The organism is Pontibacter sp. SGAir0037 (assembly GCF_005491705.1).
Lineage (GTDB): Bacteria > Bacteroidota > Bacteroidia > Cytophagales > Hymenobacteraceae > Pontibacter.
In genome coordinates, this window is sequence record NZ_CP028092.1 from 3,192,713 (window position 1) to 3,212,373 (window position 19,661).

General features: G+C 45.7%; 9 protein-coding genes. 3 read left to right on the forward strand and 6 right to left on the reverse strand.

The genetic code is table 11. The features are described from left to right. Nucleotides 1–135: 135 nt before the first annotated feature. The 3 genes from C1N53_RS12970 to C1N53_RS12980 form a co-directional block, all read right to left on the reverse strand. Nucleotides 136–1,785 (reverse strand): NADP-dependent glyceraldehyde-3-phosphate dehydrogenase, encoded by a 1,650-nt coding sequence (locus C1N53_RS12970; RefSeq protein ID WP_137759716.1) that lies wholly within the window; start codon nt 1,783–1,785, stop codon nt 136–138. A 213-nt stretch (nt 1,786–1,998) separates the two neighbouring features. Further along, the gene (locus C1N53_RS12975; protein ID WP_206077572.1) at nt 1,999–3,651 is read right to left on the reverse strand and encodes an ATP-binding cassette domain-containing protein; all 1,653 of its coding nucleotides are present in this window, start codon (nt 3,649–3,651) and stop codon (nt 1,999–2,001) included. Nucleotides 3,652–3,792: 141 nt separating this feature from the next. Next, nucleotides 3,793–4,284, reverse strand: a complete 492-nt coding sequence (locus C1N53_RS12980; RefSeq protein ID WP_137759717.1) for a phosphoheptose isomerase — start codon at nt 4,282–4,284, stop codon at nt 3,793–3,795. Nucleotides 4,285–5,050: 766 nt separating this feature from the next. On the opposite strand from C1N53_RS12980, the gene gltB reads away from it, so the two are divergent. From gltB to C1N53_RS12995, 3 genes are all read left to right on the forward strand, one after another. Then, nucleotides 5,051–9,562, forward strand: a complete 4,512-nt coding sequence (gltB, locus tag C1N53_RS12985; RefSeq protein WP_137759718.1) for a glutamate synthase large subunit — start codon at nt 5,051–5,053, stop codon at nt 9,560–9,562. Then, the gene (locus tag C1N53_RS12990) at nt 9,562–11,016 is read left to right on the forward strand and encodes a glutamate synthase subunit beta (RefSeq protein ID WP_137759719.1); all 1,455 of its coding nucleotides are present in this window, start codon (nt 9,562–9,564) and stop codon (nt 11,014–11,016) included. The genes gltB and C1N53_RS12990 overlap by 1 nt, the downstream gene beginning before the upstream one ends. 183 nt (nt 11,017–11,199) lie before the next feature. Further along, nucleotides 11,200–12,516 carry an ammonium transporter gene (locus C1N53_RS12995; RefSeq protein WP_137759720.1) on the forward strand — a complete coding sequence of 439 codons (1,317 nt, stop codon included), beginning with the start codon at nt 11,200–11,202 and terminating at the stop codon, nt 12,514–12,516. Between the two features lie 86 nt (nt 12,517–12,602). On the opposite strand, the gene C1N53_RS13000 is transcribed toward C1N53_RS12995, so the two are convergent. The 3 genes from C1N53_RS13000 to C1N53_RS13010 all read right to left on the reverse strand — a co-directional run bounded on the left by C1N53_RS13000 (nt 12,603) and on the right by C1N53_RS13010 (nt 19,624). Beyond that, a complete protein-coding gene (locus tag C1N53_RS13000; protein WP_137759721.1) occupies nt 12,603–15,941 on the reverse strand; it encodes a UTP--glucose-1-phosphate uridylyltransferase in 3,339 nt (1,112 codons plus the stop codon). A gap of 67 nt (nt 15,942–16,008) precedes the next feature. Next, nucleotides 16,009–16,956, reverse strand: a complete 948-nt coding sequence (locus C1N53_RS13005) for a UTP--glucose-1-phosphate uridylyltransferase (protein WP_137759722.1) — start codon at nt 16,954–16,956, stop codon at nt 16,009–16,011. Between the two features lie 253 nt (nt 16,957–17,209). Further along, the gene (locus C1N53_RS13010; protein WP_137759723.1) at nt 17,210–19,624 is read right to left on the reverse strand and encodes a hypothetical protein; all 2,415 of its coding nucleotides are present in this window, start codon (nt 19,622–19,624) and stop codon (nt 17,210–17,212) included. Between the last annotated feature and the right edge of the window lie 37 nt (nt 19,625–19,661).

A 19,661-nucleotide genomic window follows, 5' to 3' on the forward strand; every position in this document is an offset into this window, starting at 1 on the left:
AAGCCATTTATCTGAAGTCTTTCCTAGATAAAATAAAAACATTCCGAATAAAGGGAGCTACTGTGCAGGTAAGGTTATCGGCCAATGCAGCTTCTCACTTTATTCGGAATGCGACTTAACAGGAATTTCTATTCCTTAGAAAATAAATTTTGTACTCAGGAAGTTGGATTCTTCACCACCTACAATCTCATTGATCAACTTTTTGTTGCTATCGTTAAGCTTTGTAGCCACCAGAGAGCGGATGGAGAATGAACGCAGCGCATCTACAACGGACAAGGTACCTTCGGCACTGTCTTTACGCCCTGTGAACGGGAACGTATCTGGTCCGCGCTGGCACTGGCAGTTGATGTTTACACGGCTCACCTGGTTCACCAAAGGGTCGATCAGCGAAGCAACCTCAGTGGCATCGTTACTGAAAATGCTTACCTGCTGCCCATGTGTCGAGTCAATCAGGTACTGGATAGGCTCCTCCAGATCATTGAAAGGCACCACCGGAATTACCGGACCAAACTGTTCTTCACGGTATACCTTCATGTTTTCATTCACCGGATATAGAATAGCCGGGTAAACAAAGGATTCAAAAGAAGTGCCGCCCCCTTCATTCACAACAGAGGCTCCATAGGCAACAGCATCATCTATCAGGTCTTTTAGATACGCAGGTTTTTGAGGCTCCGGCAGCGGTGTTAAAGCAACGCCTTTCTCCCATGGCATACCATACTTCAGTTTTCCTACAGCTGCACTCAATTCGGCCAGGAACTGCTCTACTTTAGAACGATGCACATAAATTATTTTCAGGGCCGTACAACGTTGTCCGTTAAAAGACAAAGCCCCCAGAACCGTTTCAGAAACCGCCAGGCTTACATCGGCATTTTCGGTTACAATAGCCGCATTTTTTGCATCAAGCCCCAGGATAGCACGCAGGCGGTTTACTTTAGGGTGCAGCTTCTTTAGTTCATCTGCTACTTTGCTCGAGCCGATCAGGGTAAGCACATTTATTTTACCTGATTGCATCAGGCCAGGCACAATGGTGTTGCCACGACCATAGATCGTGTTTACAACGCCTTTCGGAAAGCTTTCTCTAAAAGCCTCCAGCAAAGGGTAGTGCAGTAAAGTACCGTGCTTTGGCGGCTTAAACAGCAAGGTATTGCCCATGATAAGGGCTGGAATAAGTGTTGTAAAGGTCTCGTTCAGCGGGTAATTGAATGGCCCCATACACAGCACCACCCCCAGCGGCGAACGACGTACCTGTGCCACAATGCCCTGCTCAATTTCAAATTTAGACGATTGGCGGTCCAGGTCTTTCAGAGCATCGATGGTTGCATAAATATACTCTACCGTTCTGTCAAACTCTTTAACCGAATCTGCATAGGATTTGCCGATTTCCCACATGATGAGCTTCACCACAATATCTTTCTGCTCAATCATCTTATGTGTAAACTTTTCGACACAGCTGATCCTGTCCTGCACACTCATCGTTGGCCATTGTCCGCGCCCGTTGTCATAAGCAGCTACGGCAGCATCTAGCGCCTCCATAGCCTCTTTTGCAGTACAGACAGGGTATGTTCCGATTATTTTGCGCTTATAACCAGCTTCAGATTTTATAGCAACCGGAGAATAAACGGTATGCACATCTCCATCCCACTTTTTCATCTCTCCGTTCGAGAGATACTCGCGCTGGTGGATTTCTTCCTCCAGTTTGTAGGCAATAGGAATCTGGTATTCCTCCACAAAGATGGATTTTAACCGATCTTCGGTAACATCTAAGGTAGGTTCTGTTACTTCCATAGTCAATAACTGTTTAAAATTTCGCAAAATTCACCCTGCAAGCTTAACATTAAAACAACAACAAGGCTAAAACGCTGCCAATATAACTATAAATTGACAGGCTCAAAAAGAAAATGCTGTTATTTTAGAAAAATGCACAGAAGAACACCTAAGTATAATCACTCAGAGAAAAATTTTAAACAGCAGCCGAAAAAAAACAGCTCCTACAGGTTACTACTCTACCAGTTGATACGCTGGATTAACTTTTCCGGCCTCGAGGTGCAACACATGGTTGATACAGGCCGGAATATCTTCCTGGTAGTGCGTTACATAAATAATGGTGGTATCGCTGTGCGTACAGATAGCCTCCAGAAGCTGCTTGAACCGCTTCTGTTGTTTTGGATCAAGCCCCTGGCAAGGCTCATCGAGGATAAGCAATGGAGGGCACTTAACTAATGCCCTAGCCAGCAGGCACAGCCTTTGCACACTGGCAGCGACCTGCTTCACCTGCTTGTTTGCCTCCTGCTCTATCCCTAGTAACTGCATCCAGCGCAAGGCCTCAGCAGCTTTAGCAGGTTCGCTTGGCCGGGTGAGGCCTAATGTATCGTAGAATCCTGATTCAATTACCTGCAGGCAGGTGTTATGATATGGAAAGTACTGGTACAGCTCCGGAGATACAAAACCGATCCTTCTTTTTATATCCCATATGCTTTCGCCACTGCCTCTTTTTTTATCGAAAAGGGTAATCTTTTGGGCATACGACTGCGGATTATCGCCATTAACAAGGCTGAGCAGAGTAGTTTTACCGGCTCCGTTCTTACCCAGCAATGCCCACCGTTCTCCGGCTTTTACATGCCAGTTTATACGACTGAGCACTTGCTTGTCGCCATATCTAATAGAGACATCCTGCATGTGCACAATAGTATGAAACACTTCAGGATGCTCCGAAGCAAGCAGTTCCTGCAGTTCTTCCTCATCTGGCGTAACATGGGCAACCAGATGCACCAGATCCGGGTGATACACACTTTTAGGCACCGTGCGCACTATCTTTCCTTCCTGTAACACGGCCACATGCGTAATAACATCCGGAATTTCTGTTGGAGAGGTAGCCATGATGATGGTAATTCCTGAAGCAGCTATCTCTGCTATAATGGCATCCAGATCGAGCCGTGTCTGCACATCCAGGCCTGTAAGCGGGTTGTCCAGCAGTAACAGTTTGGGGTGCTTACGTAGCGCAGCTGCCAATAAAAGTCGCTTTGTTTCTCCATTCGAAAGCTTTATAAGCTGCTTTTGCAGCAAAGCTTCGAGCTGAAAAGTAGCAACCACCTTCTCATAAGACCAGTAGCTATGGGCTATATAAGAGGGGCTGATTCCGCTCAGATAATCCTGTACCGTGGGAGCATCCTCAGAATCCTGAGAGTGGTAGCGCTGCTGATAATAAAAGTCTGCCTGGTTAGACAAATTTCTGAAGTCATGCTTCTGCGACACCTCTGCCACCAGATTATGGTAAGTAAACAACGGATCATCCTGCGGATGCTGCTCCTGGAACTCCTTAAAATAATGGTGTTCCACATGACCTTTCGCAATACTATAACTTCCCGCAATTGTCTTTAACAGCGTAGATTTGCCGGAACCACTCTCCCCCACCAGGGCCCAATGCTCTCCTTTATTTACAAGAAAGGTTAAATCCTGGAATAACATGTGGTTTTGATGACGTACCGTAATATGGTTGAGCGAGAGGATGGGGTGCGAAAAAGACATATTTATTGGCCTAGGTTTGTTTTCGATCTGTTTTGCCTTCACACTTCCATACAGGTATAGCGTAAGAGCCGTAACTTTTGCCAAAATAAGAAATAGCACGATAGTTTCCTGCACCTGAGGCTCCAAATTTTGAACAGCTGTTGTGCTGCCTCTACCCAAAACAAGCCGGTTTTAAGAAGAATCTTTTTATAATGCTTTTCCAAAAAACAAAAGGAGGCCTAAGCCTCCTTCCAAAAACTATTACTGATTTCTCTATTGAGTAAGATGTTATCTACCAAAGTCATCCTGCACCCGCACGATATCATCTTCATCCGATGGATTGTTCACATCGGTATGCTGCCAGATTTCGGCCAGTACACCCCATTCTTTTAAACCCACTAAACGATGGCGTTCACCTTGCTTAAGTGTGATCAGTTGTCCTGGTTCGTATTCATTTAAGGCTCCCTCTTCATCTGTATCGCTGGTAACAACACCAACCTTGCCCTGAACAACTTTCCAGATTTCAGCGCGGCGGTGGTGATACTGCCAGGAAAGGCGCTTTTCAGGGGCTACAATTAAAATTTTAGGGCTTAGCTTACCTGATATCTTCAGTTGATCGATAGGCATCCCGTCAAAATAAGTATCGGCAAAAGCCTGTGCCTGATCTTCGTTAATAACAAAGAATCCTCCCCATGGGCGGGTCTGATCCTGTTTATCAATTGTGAATCCCTGTTCCGTTAACTTTTGTTCTGTTACCTGGAATAGCTGTTCTTTCTCCATGTTTTATAGTTTGTTATAATTTACTCTAAAAAAGACATCGTCCTTCATTTGATGCTAAAATTGCACAATAAAATTTAAAACAGCGGCTATCTGTAAAAATTTTCAAAACTGACTGTTTCGCTTTCCCTCCATCAGCCTCCGCGTCTGGCTTGGAATATACCTGAGAAGCATTTTAAATTAGGTAAACAAGACCATCGCAGATGCCTAAATGCTATAGGGCAGACCACCCAGTTTAGGCATTTATACCTTTATTGTTTTTTTAAGGCATCATAACCTTTAAGTATTATTGCCCAAAACACCAGCTATAAAACTTTACTTATACGCAGCAAATTCCTTCACATATTTCCGCCCTCATCTAACATAATTACTATCTGCTTATACTGTTCTCGGCCACATATCATATTCTCCAGCACCTATCTAACGGATTAAAAACCAAATATTACATTAATAAAATTTAACACATTTTATTATCTGTTGCCTCATTTAAAAGAAGCAGTTATGCTACTTTAATAAAATACTTATCTAAAGTTTAATTTATTTAAATTTTTATCCTCAAAAATTCAGAGACTACTAATTAAACCCTCTCAACAAAGCATATATTTAATAATTAGTCAAAATATAAGATAAAAATTTACCACTCTAATAAGTTAAATCACAAACTTAGGTAAGTATACTAAATCAGTTTCTTTGTTTTTATCAATTTTATATTTTATCTTCATGATTTCTCCCTAATAAAGAAATCTCACAAATACATTGTAATTAGTTAATGGACCAAACAGTAGAAAGAAACAAAGGACTTTACACGCCTGAGTTGGAACACGACTCGTGTGGTGTTGGCTGCGTTGTGAACCTGAACGGCAGCAAAGACCACCATGTAGTGAAAGATGCCCTAACCATGCTGGAAAACATGGAGCATCGTGGTGCCACAGGTAGTGATGCCGAAACTGGCGACGGTGCGGGTATACTTGTACAGATGCCCCACGATTTCTTTCAAAAGGAATTGCAGGAATTTGCGATCGACTTACCTGGCGAAGGTGGCTATGGAGTAGGTATGATCTTTTTCCCTATTCTGTACGAGGTAAGGGAAAAATGCCGTAGGGCAATTAATGCCGGTATTCGCAACCTTGGGTTTGAACTGCTTGGCTACAGGCTGGTGCCTGTCAATGGCCAAGTACCTGGCCACGAGTCCAAAGCTGTGGAACCTTACATTGAACAGGTATTTGTGAAACCGGCAGACACGGCCATTAAAGGTGCTGACCTGGAACGCAAACTATTTGTACTGAGAAACTTTATTACAAACGAGATTAAGAGAAATGTCGAAGGAGTAAACGACACATTTTATATTGCCAGCTTCTCCTCCCGCAAAATTATTTATAAAGGTCAGCTGAAAACAGATCAGTTAGCCAGGTATTACCACGACCTGCGCCACCCAGATTTTGTATCAGCACTGGCTATAGTGCACTCCCGCTTCTCTACTAATACATTTGCCAACTGGAAACTGGCACAACCGTTCCGCTTTATCGCCCATAATGGTGAAATAAATACCATTAAAGGGAATGTGAACAAAATGAAATCAAAAGAAGCCCTGATGTCTTCTCCTCTGTTTACCGACGAGGAGCTACAGTGGCTGCTTCCGATCACGAATCCGGAGTACTCAGACTCAGCTAACCTGGACGGCGTGGTAGAACTGCTGACGCTGGCTGGCAGGCCCTTACCGCATGTAATGATGATGATGGTGCCTGAGGCATGGCAGGATAACCCTTTCATGGACAAGGCGCGCAAAGCTTTCTATAAATTTCATGCTTCACTGATGGAGCCCTGGGATGGCCCGGCTGCGCTGTTTTTTACAGATGGTACACAGGTGGGTGCTACACTCGACCGTAATGGCCTGCGCCCCGTGCGCTACTGCGTAACAAAGCAGGGCAGGTTGATTATGGCATCTGAAACAGGTGCGCTGGAGGTAAACCCGAAGGATGTAATTAAAAGAGGTCGTCTGCAGCCAGGTAAAATGTTGCTGGCAGATATCTCTCAAAATAAAATATACGAAGACGACGAAATCAAAGAACTGATATGCAACGATAAGCCTTACGGCGACTGGATAGACCAGAACCGCATCAAGCTTCGTCTTCGCCCCGAGCCAAGAACATACCTGCAACCGTTTCCTCCAGCCGAAATCAGGCAGAAGCAAAAAGCCTTTGGTTATTCTCAGGAAGACCTGAAAATGGTGGTGCAGCCTATGGCTGCTTCAGGGTATGAACCAGTAGGCAGTATGGGTTCTGACGCTCCGCTTGCCGTACTTTCGCAGCAAAGCCAGCACGTTGCCAATTATTTTAAACAGTTCTTTGCACAGGTAAGCAATCCGCCTATCGATTCTATCCGGGAGCGCCTGGTTATGTCGCTCTTTACCAGAGTGGGCGAATCGCTGAACATTCTGGCAGAGAGCCCGGAGCATACGCGCCAGATACATATTTCGCAACCTGTGCTTTCCCCTGTGGAATTTCAGAAGCTGGTGTACCTGAGTGAAGAAGGTTTTGAACACCAGACAATCGATGCTACCTTTTCGAGCTATGAACCCGGGTCTTTACAAAAAGCACTGGATGCTATTTGCAAAGAAGCTGAAGAAGCCGTTCGAAGCGGCAAGAAGATCCTGATAATATCGAACAGAAATATTTCTAAACAACGGGCTGCCGTACCTTCTCTGTTGGCGGTAGGGGCCGTGCATCACCACCTGATCGAGAAAAGAATACGCACCAAGGCAGGACTGGTAGTAGAAGCCGGCGATGCCTGGGAAACACATCATTTTGCAACTATTATAGGTTACGGTGCCAGTGCGGTATATCCATTCCTGATCTATGATACGATCAAAAGCCTGCATGACCAGCAAAAGCTGGACAATGCGAAGCCATATACCCATTACTTCGATAACTTTATTTCGGCAGTAGGCAATGGTCTTCTCAAGATCCTGTCTAAAATGGGCATCAGCACATTGCAGTCGTACCAGGGCGCACAGATTTTCGAATGCCTCGGCTTTGGGCAGGAAGTGATGCAGAAATGCTTCAGAGGCACGACCAGCCGTTTAGAGGGATTGAATTTTGAAGATCTTGAGAAGGAATGCCTGACCAAACATTTTACGGCTTATCCTGATCGGAATGGCATTTTGGAAACCGGCGGTTTCTTCCAGTGGAAGCGCAACGGCGAAGCCCACCTGCTGCACCCGAACGTAATCCACCTGCTGCAGAAGTCTACGCGCCTGAACGATTTCCAATTATTTAAGGAATACTCGAAGCTGGTAAGAGAGCATCAGCAGCAAACTATCACGCTTCGCAATCTTTTTGAGTTCCGCAAGCGCCTGGCGGTGCCGCTGGAAGAAGTAGAACCCGTAGAAAACATCCTGAAACGCTTTGCGACAGGGGCCATGTCTTTTGGTTCTATTTCGCATGAAGCGCACTCAACGCTGGCAATTGCCATGAACCGCATTGGCGGGCGTAGCAATTGCGGTGAGGGTGGTGAGGATGAAGCACGTTTCATTCCAAGACCTAACGGAGACTCTGAAAGATCGGCTGTTAAGCAGGTTGCTTCCGGCCGCTTTGGTGTTACCAGCCACTACCTGGCTAATGCCGATGAAATACAGATTAAAATCGCACAAGGCGCTAAGCCAGGAGAAGGCGGTCAGTTACCAGGGCATAAAGTAGATCACTGGATTGCCAAAGTGCGCCATTCTACTCCTGGTGTAGGTTTAATTTCTCCTCCTCCTCACCACGACATTTATTCGATTGAGGATTTAAAACAGCTGATCTTCGACCTGAAGAATGCCAACCCGAATGCACGCATCAATGTGAAACTAGTGGCAGAAGCAGGAGTTGGAACCATTGCCTCCGGTGTGGCTAAAGCAAAGGCCGATGCTATTATGATTTCCGGTGCCGATGGTGGTACAGGTGCAAGCCCGCTCAGTTCAATTCGCCATGCCGGCCTGCCTTGGGAGATCGGATTGGCCGAAGCGCATCAAACGCTCATCAAAAACAACCTGCGCAGCCGTGTGGTGCTTCAGACAGACGGGAAGCTGATGACAGGTTACGACCTGGCGGTGGCTACCTTACTGGGCGCTGAAGAATACGGCGTAGCAACGGCAGCGCTTATAGTAGAAGGATGTATTATGATGCGTAAATGCCATCTGAACACCTGTCCGGTAGGTATAGCTACCCAGAACCCGGAACTGCGCCAGCTTTTTACAGGCGATCCGGACCATGTGGTAAACCTGTTTACATTTATGGCAATGGAGCTACGCCAGGTAATGGCACAGCTCGGTTTCCGTACCATAAATGAGATGGTAGGACAATCGCAGGTGCTGAAGGTTAGAACAGACCTGAACCACTGGAAACTGAAGAACCTGGACCTGACTCCTATTCTTCACCAGGAATATGTTGGCCATAACGTAGGTACTTATCACCAGATTTCGCAGGATCATGAGATTGATTTTGTACTGGACAGAAAGCTGATTGCTGACTTCAGGAATGGCAATGGAACAGAAGGTGTACTGGAATACCAGATAAAAAACACAGACCGTTCGGTGGGTGCGATGCTATCGTATGAGATATCTACAGAGTTTGGCAGAATCGGCTTGCCGGAAAACAGCTTTAATGCTGAATTTCATGGATCTGCCGGTCAGACTTTTGGTGCCTTCCTGGCTCCGGGCGTTACGTTCAGGCTGGTTGGTGAAGCCAATGACTATATCGGCAAGGGTTTATCTGGCGGTAAACTTATTCTGAAGCCTTTCAAAGAAAGCGAATACCTGGCGCATGAACACATTATTGCAGGCAACGTGGCATTCTACGGAGCTACTTCCGGGCAGGCTTACATCAATGGCATGGCCGGTGAGCGCTTCTGTGTAAGAAATTCGGGAGCAGAGGCGGTGGTAGAAGGCATAGGCGACCACGGCTGCGAGTATATGACAGGCGGTAAGGTACTTGTATTGGGTGCTACAGGCAGAAACTTTGCTGCGGGTATGAGCGGTGGAATGGCCTACATTTACGATCCGCACAACCAGTTCCCGGACCAATGCAACCTGAGCATGGTAGACCTGGAAACGCTGGAAGAAGAAGACTTAGCCTGGATTAACCAGAAGCTGCATGAGCATTATGCTTATACAGGCAGCGTGCTGGCTCAAGAGCTTCTGAACAATTGGGATGTAACCAAGCTTCACTTCCAGAAAGTAATGCCGCACGACCTGAAGCGTGTGATGCAAGTAAAATCTAATGAATCTTTAAAAGTAGTAGCCTGATGGGAAAAGCAGACGGGTTCTTGATATATGATCGTGAACTACCAAAAACACGAGACCCTAAAGAAAGAATAAACGACTCAAACGAAATATATACACCATTTCCGGAAGAAAAAACCAAAGAGCAGGCAGCCCGCTGCATGGACTGCGGTGTGCCTTTTTGCCACAATGGCTGCCCGCTTGGTAACCTTATCCCGGATTTTAACGATGCTGTGTACGAGGGAGAATGGGAACGGGCAGCCCAAATCCTGTACAGCACCAACAATTTCCCTGAATTTACAGGCAGGATTTGCCCGGCACCATGCGAGTCGAGTTGCGTGCTTTCCATTAATAAACCAGCAGTAACGATTGAGCACATCGAGAAATCAATTGCTGAAAAATCTTTTGAACTAGGTCTGGTAAAGCCGAAACCTCCTAAAAAAAGAACTGGCAAAAGAGTGGCTATAGTAGGTTCCGGACCTGCAGGTCTGGCAGCAGCAGCTCAATTAAACAAAGCCGGCCATGAGGTGGTTGTGTATGAAAAAGACGACAAAGCGGGTGGATTGCTTCGCTACGGCATACCTGATTTCAAGCTTGAGAAATGGACCATTGATCGCCGCCTGGCCATTATGGAGCAGGAAGGAATCCGGTTTAAATACAATGTTGAAATTGGCAGGGACACAACCCTAAAGAAGCTGCATAAAAAGTACGATGCAGTGCTGTTGTGCATTGGCTCCAGCAAACCGAGATCCTTAACAATACCGGGCAATCACCTGAAGGGAATTCATTTCGCTATGGACTTCCTGACACTGCAAAACCGTAAAGTTGCTGGCGAGGTGATTCCCGCAGAAGATGATATTGACACCAAAGACAAGCATGTAATTGTGATTGGTGGCGGAGATACAGGTTCTGATTGTGTAGGTACAGCTAACCGCCAGGGTGCGAAGTCTATCACACAACTGCAGTACCGCCTGATGCCATCCGGCCACAGAAGCCATGTCAATCCCTGGCCCGAAGCTCCCATGATCCTGACCACATCCAGCTCTCATGAAGAAGGCTGCGAACGTAGCTGGGGGTGGCTAAACAAAGAATTCATAGCCGATGAAAACGGATATGTAAAAGGCCTGAAGGTAGTTGAACTGGAATGGAAAAACCAGCGCGAATATACCGAAAAGCCAGACAGCGAGCGTATTCTTCCCTGCGAGCGTGCCTTCATTGCCATTGGCTATGAGCGACCGGTGCACGATGCTTTCCAGGTAAATTTCGACTTTGAGTTCGACAACAGAGGCAACTTTAAACTACAGGAATGGCAAACCAATGTAGCAGGCATCTTCTCTGCAGGCGATTCTTTCAGAGGTCAGTCTTTAGTAGTTTGGGCCATCTCGGACGGACGTGAAGCCGCACGCGCCATAGATATTTACCTGATGGGAAGCTCTGAGTTACCTTCAAAAGACCTTTCAAAGCTACAGTTAGCTTAACTTTACAGCAGTCGCTCCCATTCCCGGAGCGACTGCTTTTCTATGAAATAGATTTATGATAACAAAATGCTTGGCAGCCTGCTGAGCCATGTTCTCTCATCTCGTTTGATGTAGAGCATAAAATGCTGCGTTATTTTTTCTCTTATTACAACTTTATTTTTGGACCAATACAATACAGCACAAATGACCAAACCTTTATCTCCTATTCCTTTTATTGTACTTCTCCTGATTGTAGCCGCCACGTTTTTCTTTCCGTCTGTTCCGGCTGCAGCAGGCTCTTCCGAAATCAGTGCCGCAGACACCGCCTGGATGCTGACAGCCACCGCGCTGGTTCTTATCATGACACCAGGTTTAGCTTTCTTCTATGGTGGTATGGTTAGCAAGAAAAATGTGCTTTCTACTATGCTGCAAAGTTTTATATGCATGGCCATTGTAGCTGTTATCTGGGCGGTATTCGGGTTCAGCCTTGCTTTTGGCGATTCTGTTGGCGGTATATTTGGCAATCCCCTCACCTTTTTTATGATGAAGGGCGTGATAGAGAGCGCTCCATGGCCTGCGGCTCCAACTATTCCGCTACTACTGTTTGCAATGTTTCAGTTGAAGTTTGCCATTATAACACCAGCACTAATCACTGGTGCCTTTGCGGAACGCATCAGGTTTATCTCCTATGTGCTTTTCATCTGCCTTTTCTTTGTTTTCATCTATGCTCCCCTAGCGCATGCGACCTGGCATCCTGATGGCTTGCTCCTAAACCTGGGTGTACTTGATTTTGCCGGCGGCACTGTTGTACATATGTCTGCCGGGTGGGCAGCTCTTGCCTCGGCTATTTTCCTGAAAAGGCGACATGATACCTCCAGCCATACTCCGGCACATATTTCTTATGTAATGCTAGGCACAGGATTGCTATGGTTTGGCTGGTTTGGTTTTAATGCCGGTTCAGCCTTAGGTGCCGGCGATTTAGCTACCATTGCCCTGGCCACTACTACAACGGCTTCTGCGGCGGCGGCTCTGGCCTGGGTGTTCTTTGATGCTGCCAAAGGCAAAAAGCCTTCTGCCATGGGTACTTGTATTGGTGCTGTGGTAGGTTTGGTAGCCATAACCCCGGCGGCCGGTTTTGTAACTATACCTCATTCTATTGCCATTGGCGTTATTGCTGCCATTATCAGCAACCTTGTAGTGGACTGGCGCTCCCGAACTTCTCTTGATGATACTTTAGATGTATTCCCTTGCCATGGTGTGGGTGGTATGGTAGGCATGCTTTTAACAGGTGTTTTTGCCAATCAGGCCATTAATGCCGCTAACGAAACCAGCAACGGCCTTATTTTTGGAGAAACCAGGTTATTCCTGGTACAGTTGGGAGCAATGATCGGAGTTTCAGTATTCGCCTTCTGCGGCTCCTGGTTACTTCTCCTTCTCACAAACATGATTTCACCACTCAGGGTATCCAAAGAAGAAGAACTGGAAGGCCTGGACCTCAGCCAGCATGATGAGGCGTTGTAGGTTGTGAACTTATACTAATTAAAAAGGACGGGATGCTTCTATATGAGGCAGCCCGTCCTTTTTTATAGCCTTTCTTAAAGTAATTTTTAATCCGAAAAAACGCCTAAAGAAGTAACGTAGTCCTTGCTGCCATCTATCACCCAGGAATCCAGCTGAGCAGGGTCTTTCATTTGCTGCCCTCTGGACCTTGGCACGACCACATAACCTGCCTTTACATCTGGTAAAGCCGACATATCACTCCACAACTTTTCGATCTGGGCTACCGGATAGATATCCTCCTGACCGTGTCCCCAGCGGTACTTCACATCCTTTATAGTAACATAAGTAGGTATCCGATGCGCTACACTCCTAACGGCTTTCGCCAAACGTGCTTCATCTGCACTTTGTAGTTCCTCCCGTGTAAGGCCAAACAGTTTTAGCAGCGGGTCTATTTGGATCCAGGTGGTATTAGAGTTATAATAACTCAGATTCAGCTCATCTTCTTCGCGAGGTTGAGCCAAGCCTTCTAATAAGCGAACGCGTCCGTTAATTCTGGCCAGACCTCCACCTGTATCTTCTATCCGGCGGGGCACCACTTCGAATGTAAGCATGTTACCCGATTGCAAATGATAGCCTAAAACAGCCGGATCAATATCGGCCCCTAAGGTATCTATATTGTGCAGCATGATTGTCTGGAGAGAAGGCTGCATTTTTAATAGCTTGGATAAAGTACCATTTCGAAGCATGTTCGACACTTCATACCAGTGGCCCAAAGGCGAGAAACGTTGTGCGGCTATGTTATCCACATAATCAGAACCCTCCCCTTTTGTCTTAGCCCAGTTAATCATACTCTCCCGCACAGCATCGCGCACTTTCTGCTTATTCTCATCCAGCGTTTCCTGTGGCATTTCCTCCCACATAAACCGCAGGTCACGCTCCATCGGCACGTAACGCTGCCCAATTGATCTTCCTTCCGAAAGCAGTACAGAACCATTATACCCATAGTTGCCTGTCTGTTCCAGCTTCTCCCGGATAGGAGCATGTGTCAGGTAACTGGTAGCCACTATATGCGGAACAGCAGCATTGTAGTTGGCAGCAACACGGTGAGTCTTTGCTAAATGAATTTCCAAAAAGCTCCTGTGCATGCCCTTCATTTCTACAAAAGGATTAAGCGCCTTAATAACGCCAGCCCCTTTCGTCCAGCGGCTGCCAACGCCAGCGGCCAGACTCATTACGGCAACCCCTCCTGCTCTTATAACTTCCTCGCCAGCTTTAGAATGTCCTGCCAGTTCCTCTAATGCTACTGTATCATTGGCCTGCACATCTTCAATGGTTGTTTCAGCAGATAAGCGGTTTCTGGATAACCCTATTCGTCCCTTCTGTAGCTCTTCGCGAATCTCTTCATGCTGAATATAGTCAAAGCCATTTTCTTTTTTAATACGATCTGCCTTTTCGTTTTCTGCAGACTGGTTGCTTTGTGAAGTAGGATCAGATACTTTAAACAAGTTGCTGATAATGGTTCTGAGCAGTGGGTAAGCTAAGTTATTTTCTTGGCAGTGAGTTGTAAAGAAGTCTATTTCAGCGCGTCGAATGTATGAAATAGAGGCAGGCTCCTTTCTTACCAGTTCCGATACCTGAATGCCATAGTACTGCTCAGGCATTAAAGCATCATTACCAGCTTTAAGCGTTCCCCAGGTACCTTTAGAATTGATGCTCCAGTTATACACTACTGGTTCCATAGCAAATGGCAGGGAAGCCGAAAGTTCCTGCTTCGTTTGATGAAGCATTTCCAGCACAGCACTTTTACTCTCTTCGTAGCCGTCCGGATTTACAAACATCCCCATCCCTCCACCGGACATACCTCCGAGCATCAGGAAACCATAGTAGTTCTCGCCAAACTGCTTTTTAGCTTTTGCAATAATCTGTTCTGTAAAAAAGGTAGATGCCCAGGGTATAATGGTTTTGATAGGTTCAGCAAAGTTTTTTGCTGTATTGGCTCCAAGCGCTTTTATATCACCGCCTTTGATGGCCGCCAGTATGTTATCATAAATCTGATTGGTCTGCTGCCTGGCCGCCCATTCTTTCTCTCCGCGGAGCAAGTACTTTTCAGTTACCATTTCCAGAATAGGCCCCACGTTGGAAGCCATACCGCCATGCATCAGCACAAGCGAATGCATAATCTTTTGCTCAAAATCCGGGTGAATCTCCTCGCCTTTCAACACCCGGTGTTTTGGCAACAAAGTACCACGGCTGATTCCATGCTCCGGATCGCCTGGTTGGGCAAAGGTTCCCTGAATAGCCTTGATACCTGGCCATACACCACCTGAATCCTGCCAGCCTCCGCCAGAGCCACCGATCCATTCGCCCAGAATGGCACGTGAAGCCACTAAACGCCTTTCAGTTTCCTCTAAGCCTCCTTCTAGGTTTTTAGTCTGCCCTGTTGCACGCATCAGCAAGCTGATAATAGAACCCAACAGGTTTGTTGATACAGCAAACCTGGAGCCTTTCGGAATATCATTCACCTTTGTTACCACTTCTATTCCCATTCCAGGCGCCACAATTCGACCAAGTATAGCAGCCAGGGACTGATTGGTACCTTCAAAAGAAGGCGGAATAAGGCCAGACGCTATAACTCCTGCTTTTACTAAGCTCAGGTAATCATTCCCAAAGTTGAAAAGATCATCTAGACTGGTAACATCTTTGGTAGTGTTCAGATCGATACTGGTGAGCCGTAGCACAGGCTCCTGAATAACTCGTATGTAGGTGTTTAAAGGCGGCTTAATGTCTTTATCACGACCGTAAACGCCCAGGTCAATCGAAATATTTACAACTCTTGCTCCCTCCGGATAATCCATTCCTAAAAAGAAAATATCGGACCAGCCGCTGTGGGTTAAGTCCATCCGCACAGAAGTCTGCTCGTGTAAAACCGGATAGAAAAGAGTATTTTCCTGGCGCTCCAGCAGCTTACGATGGATGCGAATAGGATGCTCATCCTGGTGCCCCACCCTGAACATCCATTGATTGCCTTTGCTGGAGCGCACGCTTTTTCGCACCTGATCGGCCAGTATCTGGAAAGATAAATGGTGGTAAGCCTCGGCTATACCGCTAAACAAGGCTGCATTGGGCCCATGTTTATCAAGCTCCAGTAAAAATGTAGCAATTGCCTGCTCAAAACGGCGTCCTAATAAATCTTCGAACCCCGCATAAGGAATTTTTCCTACACTTGGCGTGTCTTTAGATTCCATTAAAAAGAACCTGTAGCCAGCAAACAAGAACAGAATAGCTCTTACTTTATCGTAGAGGCTGCTTGTTGTTTTGCGGAAGTCTTCCAGCTCTTTCAAAGCCTTCAGTAGTTCTCTGCTCGACAGCCCGCGGCTCATTTCGTAAAATGAGCGGTTCCGTTTTGCAGTATCTGTAGAGGTGATTGTTTCTATAAAAATATTCATGCAGCTTAGTATTAAAAAGCTTCAGGCACTGCTTTCATTTATAAACTTGCAGCACCACTTTCAAATATCAGGACTTTGATCTTGTATTTGCTTCGGCCAGAAGCTCCACCATCGAAGTAAGTGTTTCATCATGTGCCTCGCCAGCTAATCCTAAAGCAATTTGAGCCTGCAACCACCCTAGCTTTTTGCTTAAATCGTAGCGATTTCCTTTAACTTCTAAAGCAAGATATTTTGCGTTGTCGGCGAGTTCCTGTAAGGCTGGAGTAAGCAAAATATTAGTGTCATGATCTGCCACATGCTTTTCTAAAATAGAAAACAGCTCCGGTGTAAAAACATGCATTCCGAAAAAGCAGAGGTAGTACCCTATTCTTAAGCCAGGTGTCTGCAATTCTAATTCGGCCACACTTAATGATGGCTTTTCTATTATTTTTTCAATCTGATAAACACCAGTACTGTCTGCATGCTTCCCGGTAACGGTCCCGTACCTGCCAATCTGGTGCTCAACTGTGGGATTTACCGCCGAAACAGAACAGTTTTCCTGTATGGCCAGCTCAATGAGTTGTGCCGCACAGCGCTTTTTCACAAGGTTAGATACATACAGGTAGTCACCAAGCAGTAACAGGAAAGGCTCGTTGTTTACAAAATCACGGGCACAATAAACAGCGTGCCCGTATCCTAAAGGTTGCTCCTGTTCCACAAACTGAATGCGGGTAATTAGGTCGCTAAGCTTTGCGGCTTCTTCATTGGCCCAACTGCTGTTACCAAACGATTTTACCAGATTTTCGCGCAGAGAGGTGAACGCCTCAACATAACGTTGTTCATCACCCGGCGCACATACAATGCATAGTTCTTCTATTCCGCTGGCTATTGCCTCTTCTGCTATAATCTGGATAACAGGCTTATGCAATCCGTCTATATCAATAATAGGAAGCATTGCCTTTTGTATCGTATCTGCAACCGGGTATAGCCTTTCTCCGCGTGCTGCTGCGGTAATTACTGCCTTTCTGACTCTCATCTATGATTTATAATTCTGTTCCTAACAAGAATAAGATATTTAACTAATGATATATAAAGCTAACACCAAGTACAGCAAAACCGCTATACATGTTTACTGTATCTGTAAATGATTTCAGTAGGCTATGTAACCTATTCACTATCAGACGCTAATTTTTATTGATTAGACCCTATACTTTCCAAACCCTGCTTCTTTTAAACAGGCAAGCGATACAGGGTTGCCTATCGGGAAATCACAGAAACTTACTCAGGGTTCAGATAGGCTGTTTAACTTCGAGCGTTAGTATTTTACTGCCAACCTTTCCATCGGCACTCAGCCCCTGCACTACAATTATGTATTTTCCTGCAAGATCAGAAGTATAGAATTCAACTGTCCCTTTTCCGTTCTTATCTGTACGCAGGTTTGGAGACCAGAACAGCAGATTGCGAAAATCAGCCAGCCTACTGCTCTTCGCTGCTTCGGAGTCATAGGTTGGTGCGTAAAACTCCCTTTCCAGCTGCATTCCTTCATATTCCATCAAAAGCGCATGCGGACTCAATTTGAAACCGCCCAAATCACCGTTATAGGTGGCATAGCTTACTATACCATTATATAGATGCGGGCCAACCAGAAACTTACTTGCTGTCACATCCAGCCGTTTCACTTTCAAAGGATCAAATGCCATTATCCTGTCTACATCGAAGACTGGTACCCCATCCAGCAGCACCAGCGGATCTTCCTCAAACACAGCTTTGTGAGGAGAATCATGCACATGAAAATGAAAACCATCTCTACGCTTACGCACCATTACCCTTGGTACATATTCCCTCATTACCTCCTCCATCACTTTAAAGCGCTTATAGTCATCGAGCAGGTACTGGTCGTCGGGTATGCCATAAAACGCTAGGCTATCTACAAGAGGAGCTTTAAACAGATTGGTGTACTTCTTGAAATAGTTGTTATGAACCTGCATCTCTAAATGCCGCTGTGCCAGCTCCGGCTCTACAGCAGATGTTATGTTATAGCCAAAAGCCTTTTGAGAAGCAAATCTGTTTGAGAAAGGGCTGTATACCTGAAAGCTGTAAGTGGTGTCTTTAGCATTGTTAGCCTGCACAACAATTTCTCTTGCCCCAAAAAAGTCTTTTACTTCGAAACGAAACTCCCCCTGCATATTGCTAACTGCATTATAAAAACGAATATGCTTGCCAGGTGAACCCAGGTAAGTAGTCACATTAGAGACAGGAATTCCACTGGAAATTTTAGTTACTTTTCCCTGGATGAAATGTCCATCCATCTCAGGCAGGTAGGCATAAACAGGTTCCTTATTATCCAGTATGTCTTTCCAGGCAAAGCGACTCCAGCCATGGGTGAGCAGCAGGTTATCAATTGCTTCATCCGTGTGTTGTAATGTTTCTTTAAAATAAGAATCAGGATCTTCAATTGTACCTTTCAGGTCGGATAAAAGCCACAAATAAGTACCCATATCAGTTGTTATAGCTTGCTGAAAAGCATCGAGCTTATATACAGCCATAGACAAATTAGCAGGAACACTACTTTTTGTTCCGCTACCTGAAGTTTCAAGGCTTAGTTTTACTTTATCACGGTTGGCATAAAAGTCTTTGTCTGCTATTGCTTCAACTAAAAGCTTTTCAGCAGGACGCTTGAAGTATAAGCGTTCACACACAGGCTGGCCTTTACTGTTAAATACAGTAAAGTGTGTGATACCCTCGGACAGACTACTTTTAGGAACAGAAAAGGTGACGGCTTCCTGCCCTACGTATCTGTCTTCAGACACAGAGATTATCTGCCTTGCATGCCCTAACAGGTACAGTTGCTCATGAGGCATTCCGACAGTCTGTAATGTAAGGTTAATAGTTTCGGGACCGTTATCCAGAAGCTTCAGGTGGTATCCTGCAGCAAGCGAAGCATCTAAAGGTTTTGAAAGCACTTCCTTTCCGTGAACCCGGAGTGTGGCAACATATTGTACGCCTGCTTTCGGAATGAAATTAAAATGGCCAATCCCCAGGTGGGCAGGAGTAAACTGAGCTACTATGTCACCCTCCTCATCCCTAAGCTCTCCTTCAAAATCAATGCCTTTACCGGTAACAATATCTACAGCCTTAAAAGCTACCTTGTTCTCAATGCCACTTAACAGGTTGCCACTTTCAGGAAAGAACTGAACCTCATATTCTCTGTTTTGGAGTGCAGGCGCTGCCGCTTCGGCATTTTTAAGTGTATTAACAATGGTAATCTGACTATGGAAGAAAAAATCCGGGCTGAAGTTCTTCATCCAACTGGTATACGCCCGCACCGTATACTGACCGGACTCCAGTGTAAATGGCAGTATAAAAGAACCATTGCCCATCCCTTTGCTGAGTGGTATTTTAGCCTGTAGTACAGGTGTGTTCTCAGCATTTAGTACCTCCACGTAAGCTACCTTGCTTATATCCAAAGGTTTATGCAAATCACCATCCACGGTGTAAGCTTTAAACCAAAGCGTTTCTCCCGAAATGTAAGCTGGCCGGTCCAGGTGCAGAAATAGCTTTTCCTGCAATGCCTTCAGCCGATACTTGTCAAAAGACTGAACTATACCTGAGGTGCTCCGGCTCTGCCCGAGCGCATTGCTTACAAAGCACAGACATAGCATAATCAAAAAAAATGATGCTCTGTTAAAATGGGTATGTATCATTTCCACTTTAGTTATGTTTTTCGGCCTTATAAAATCC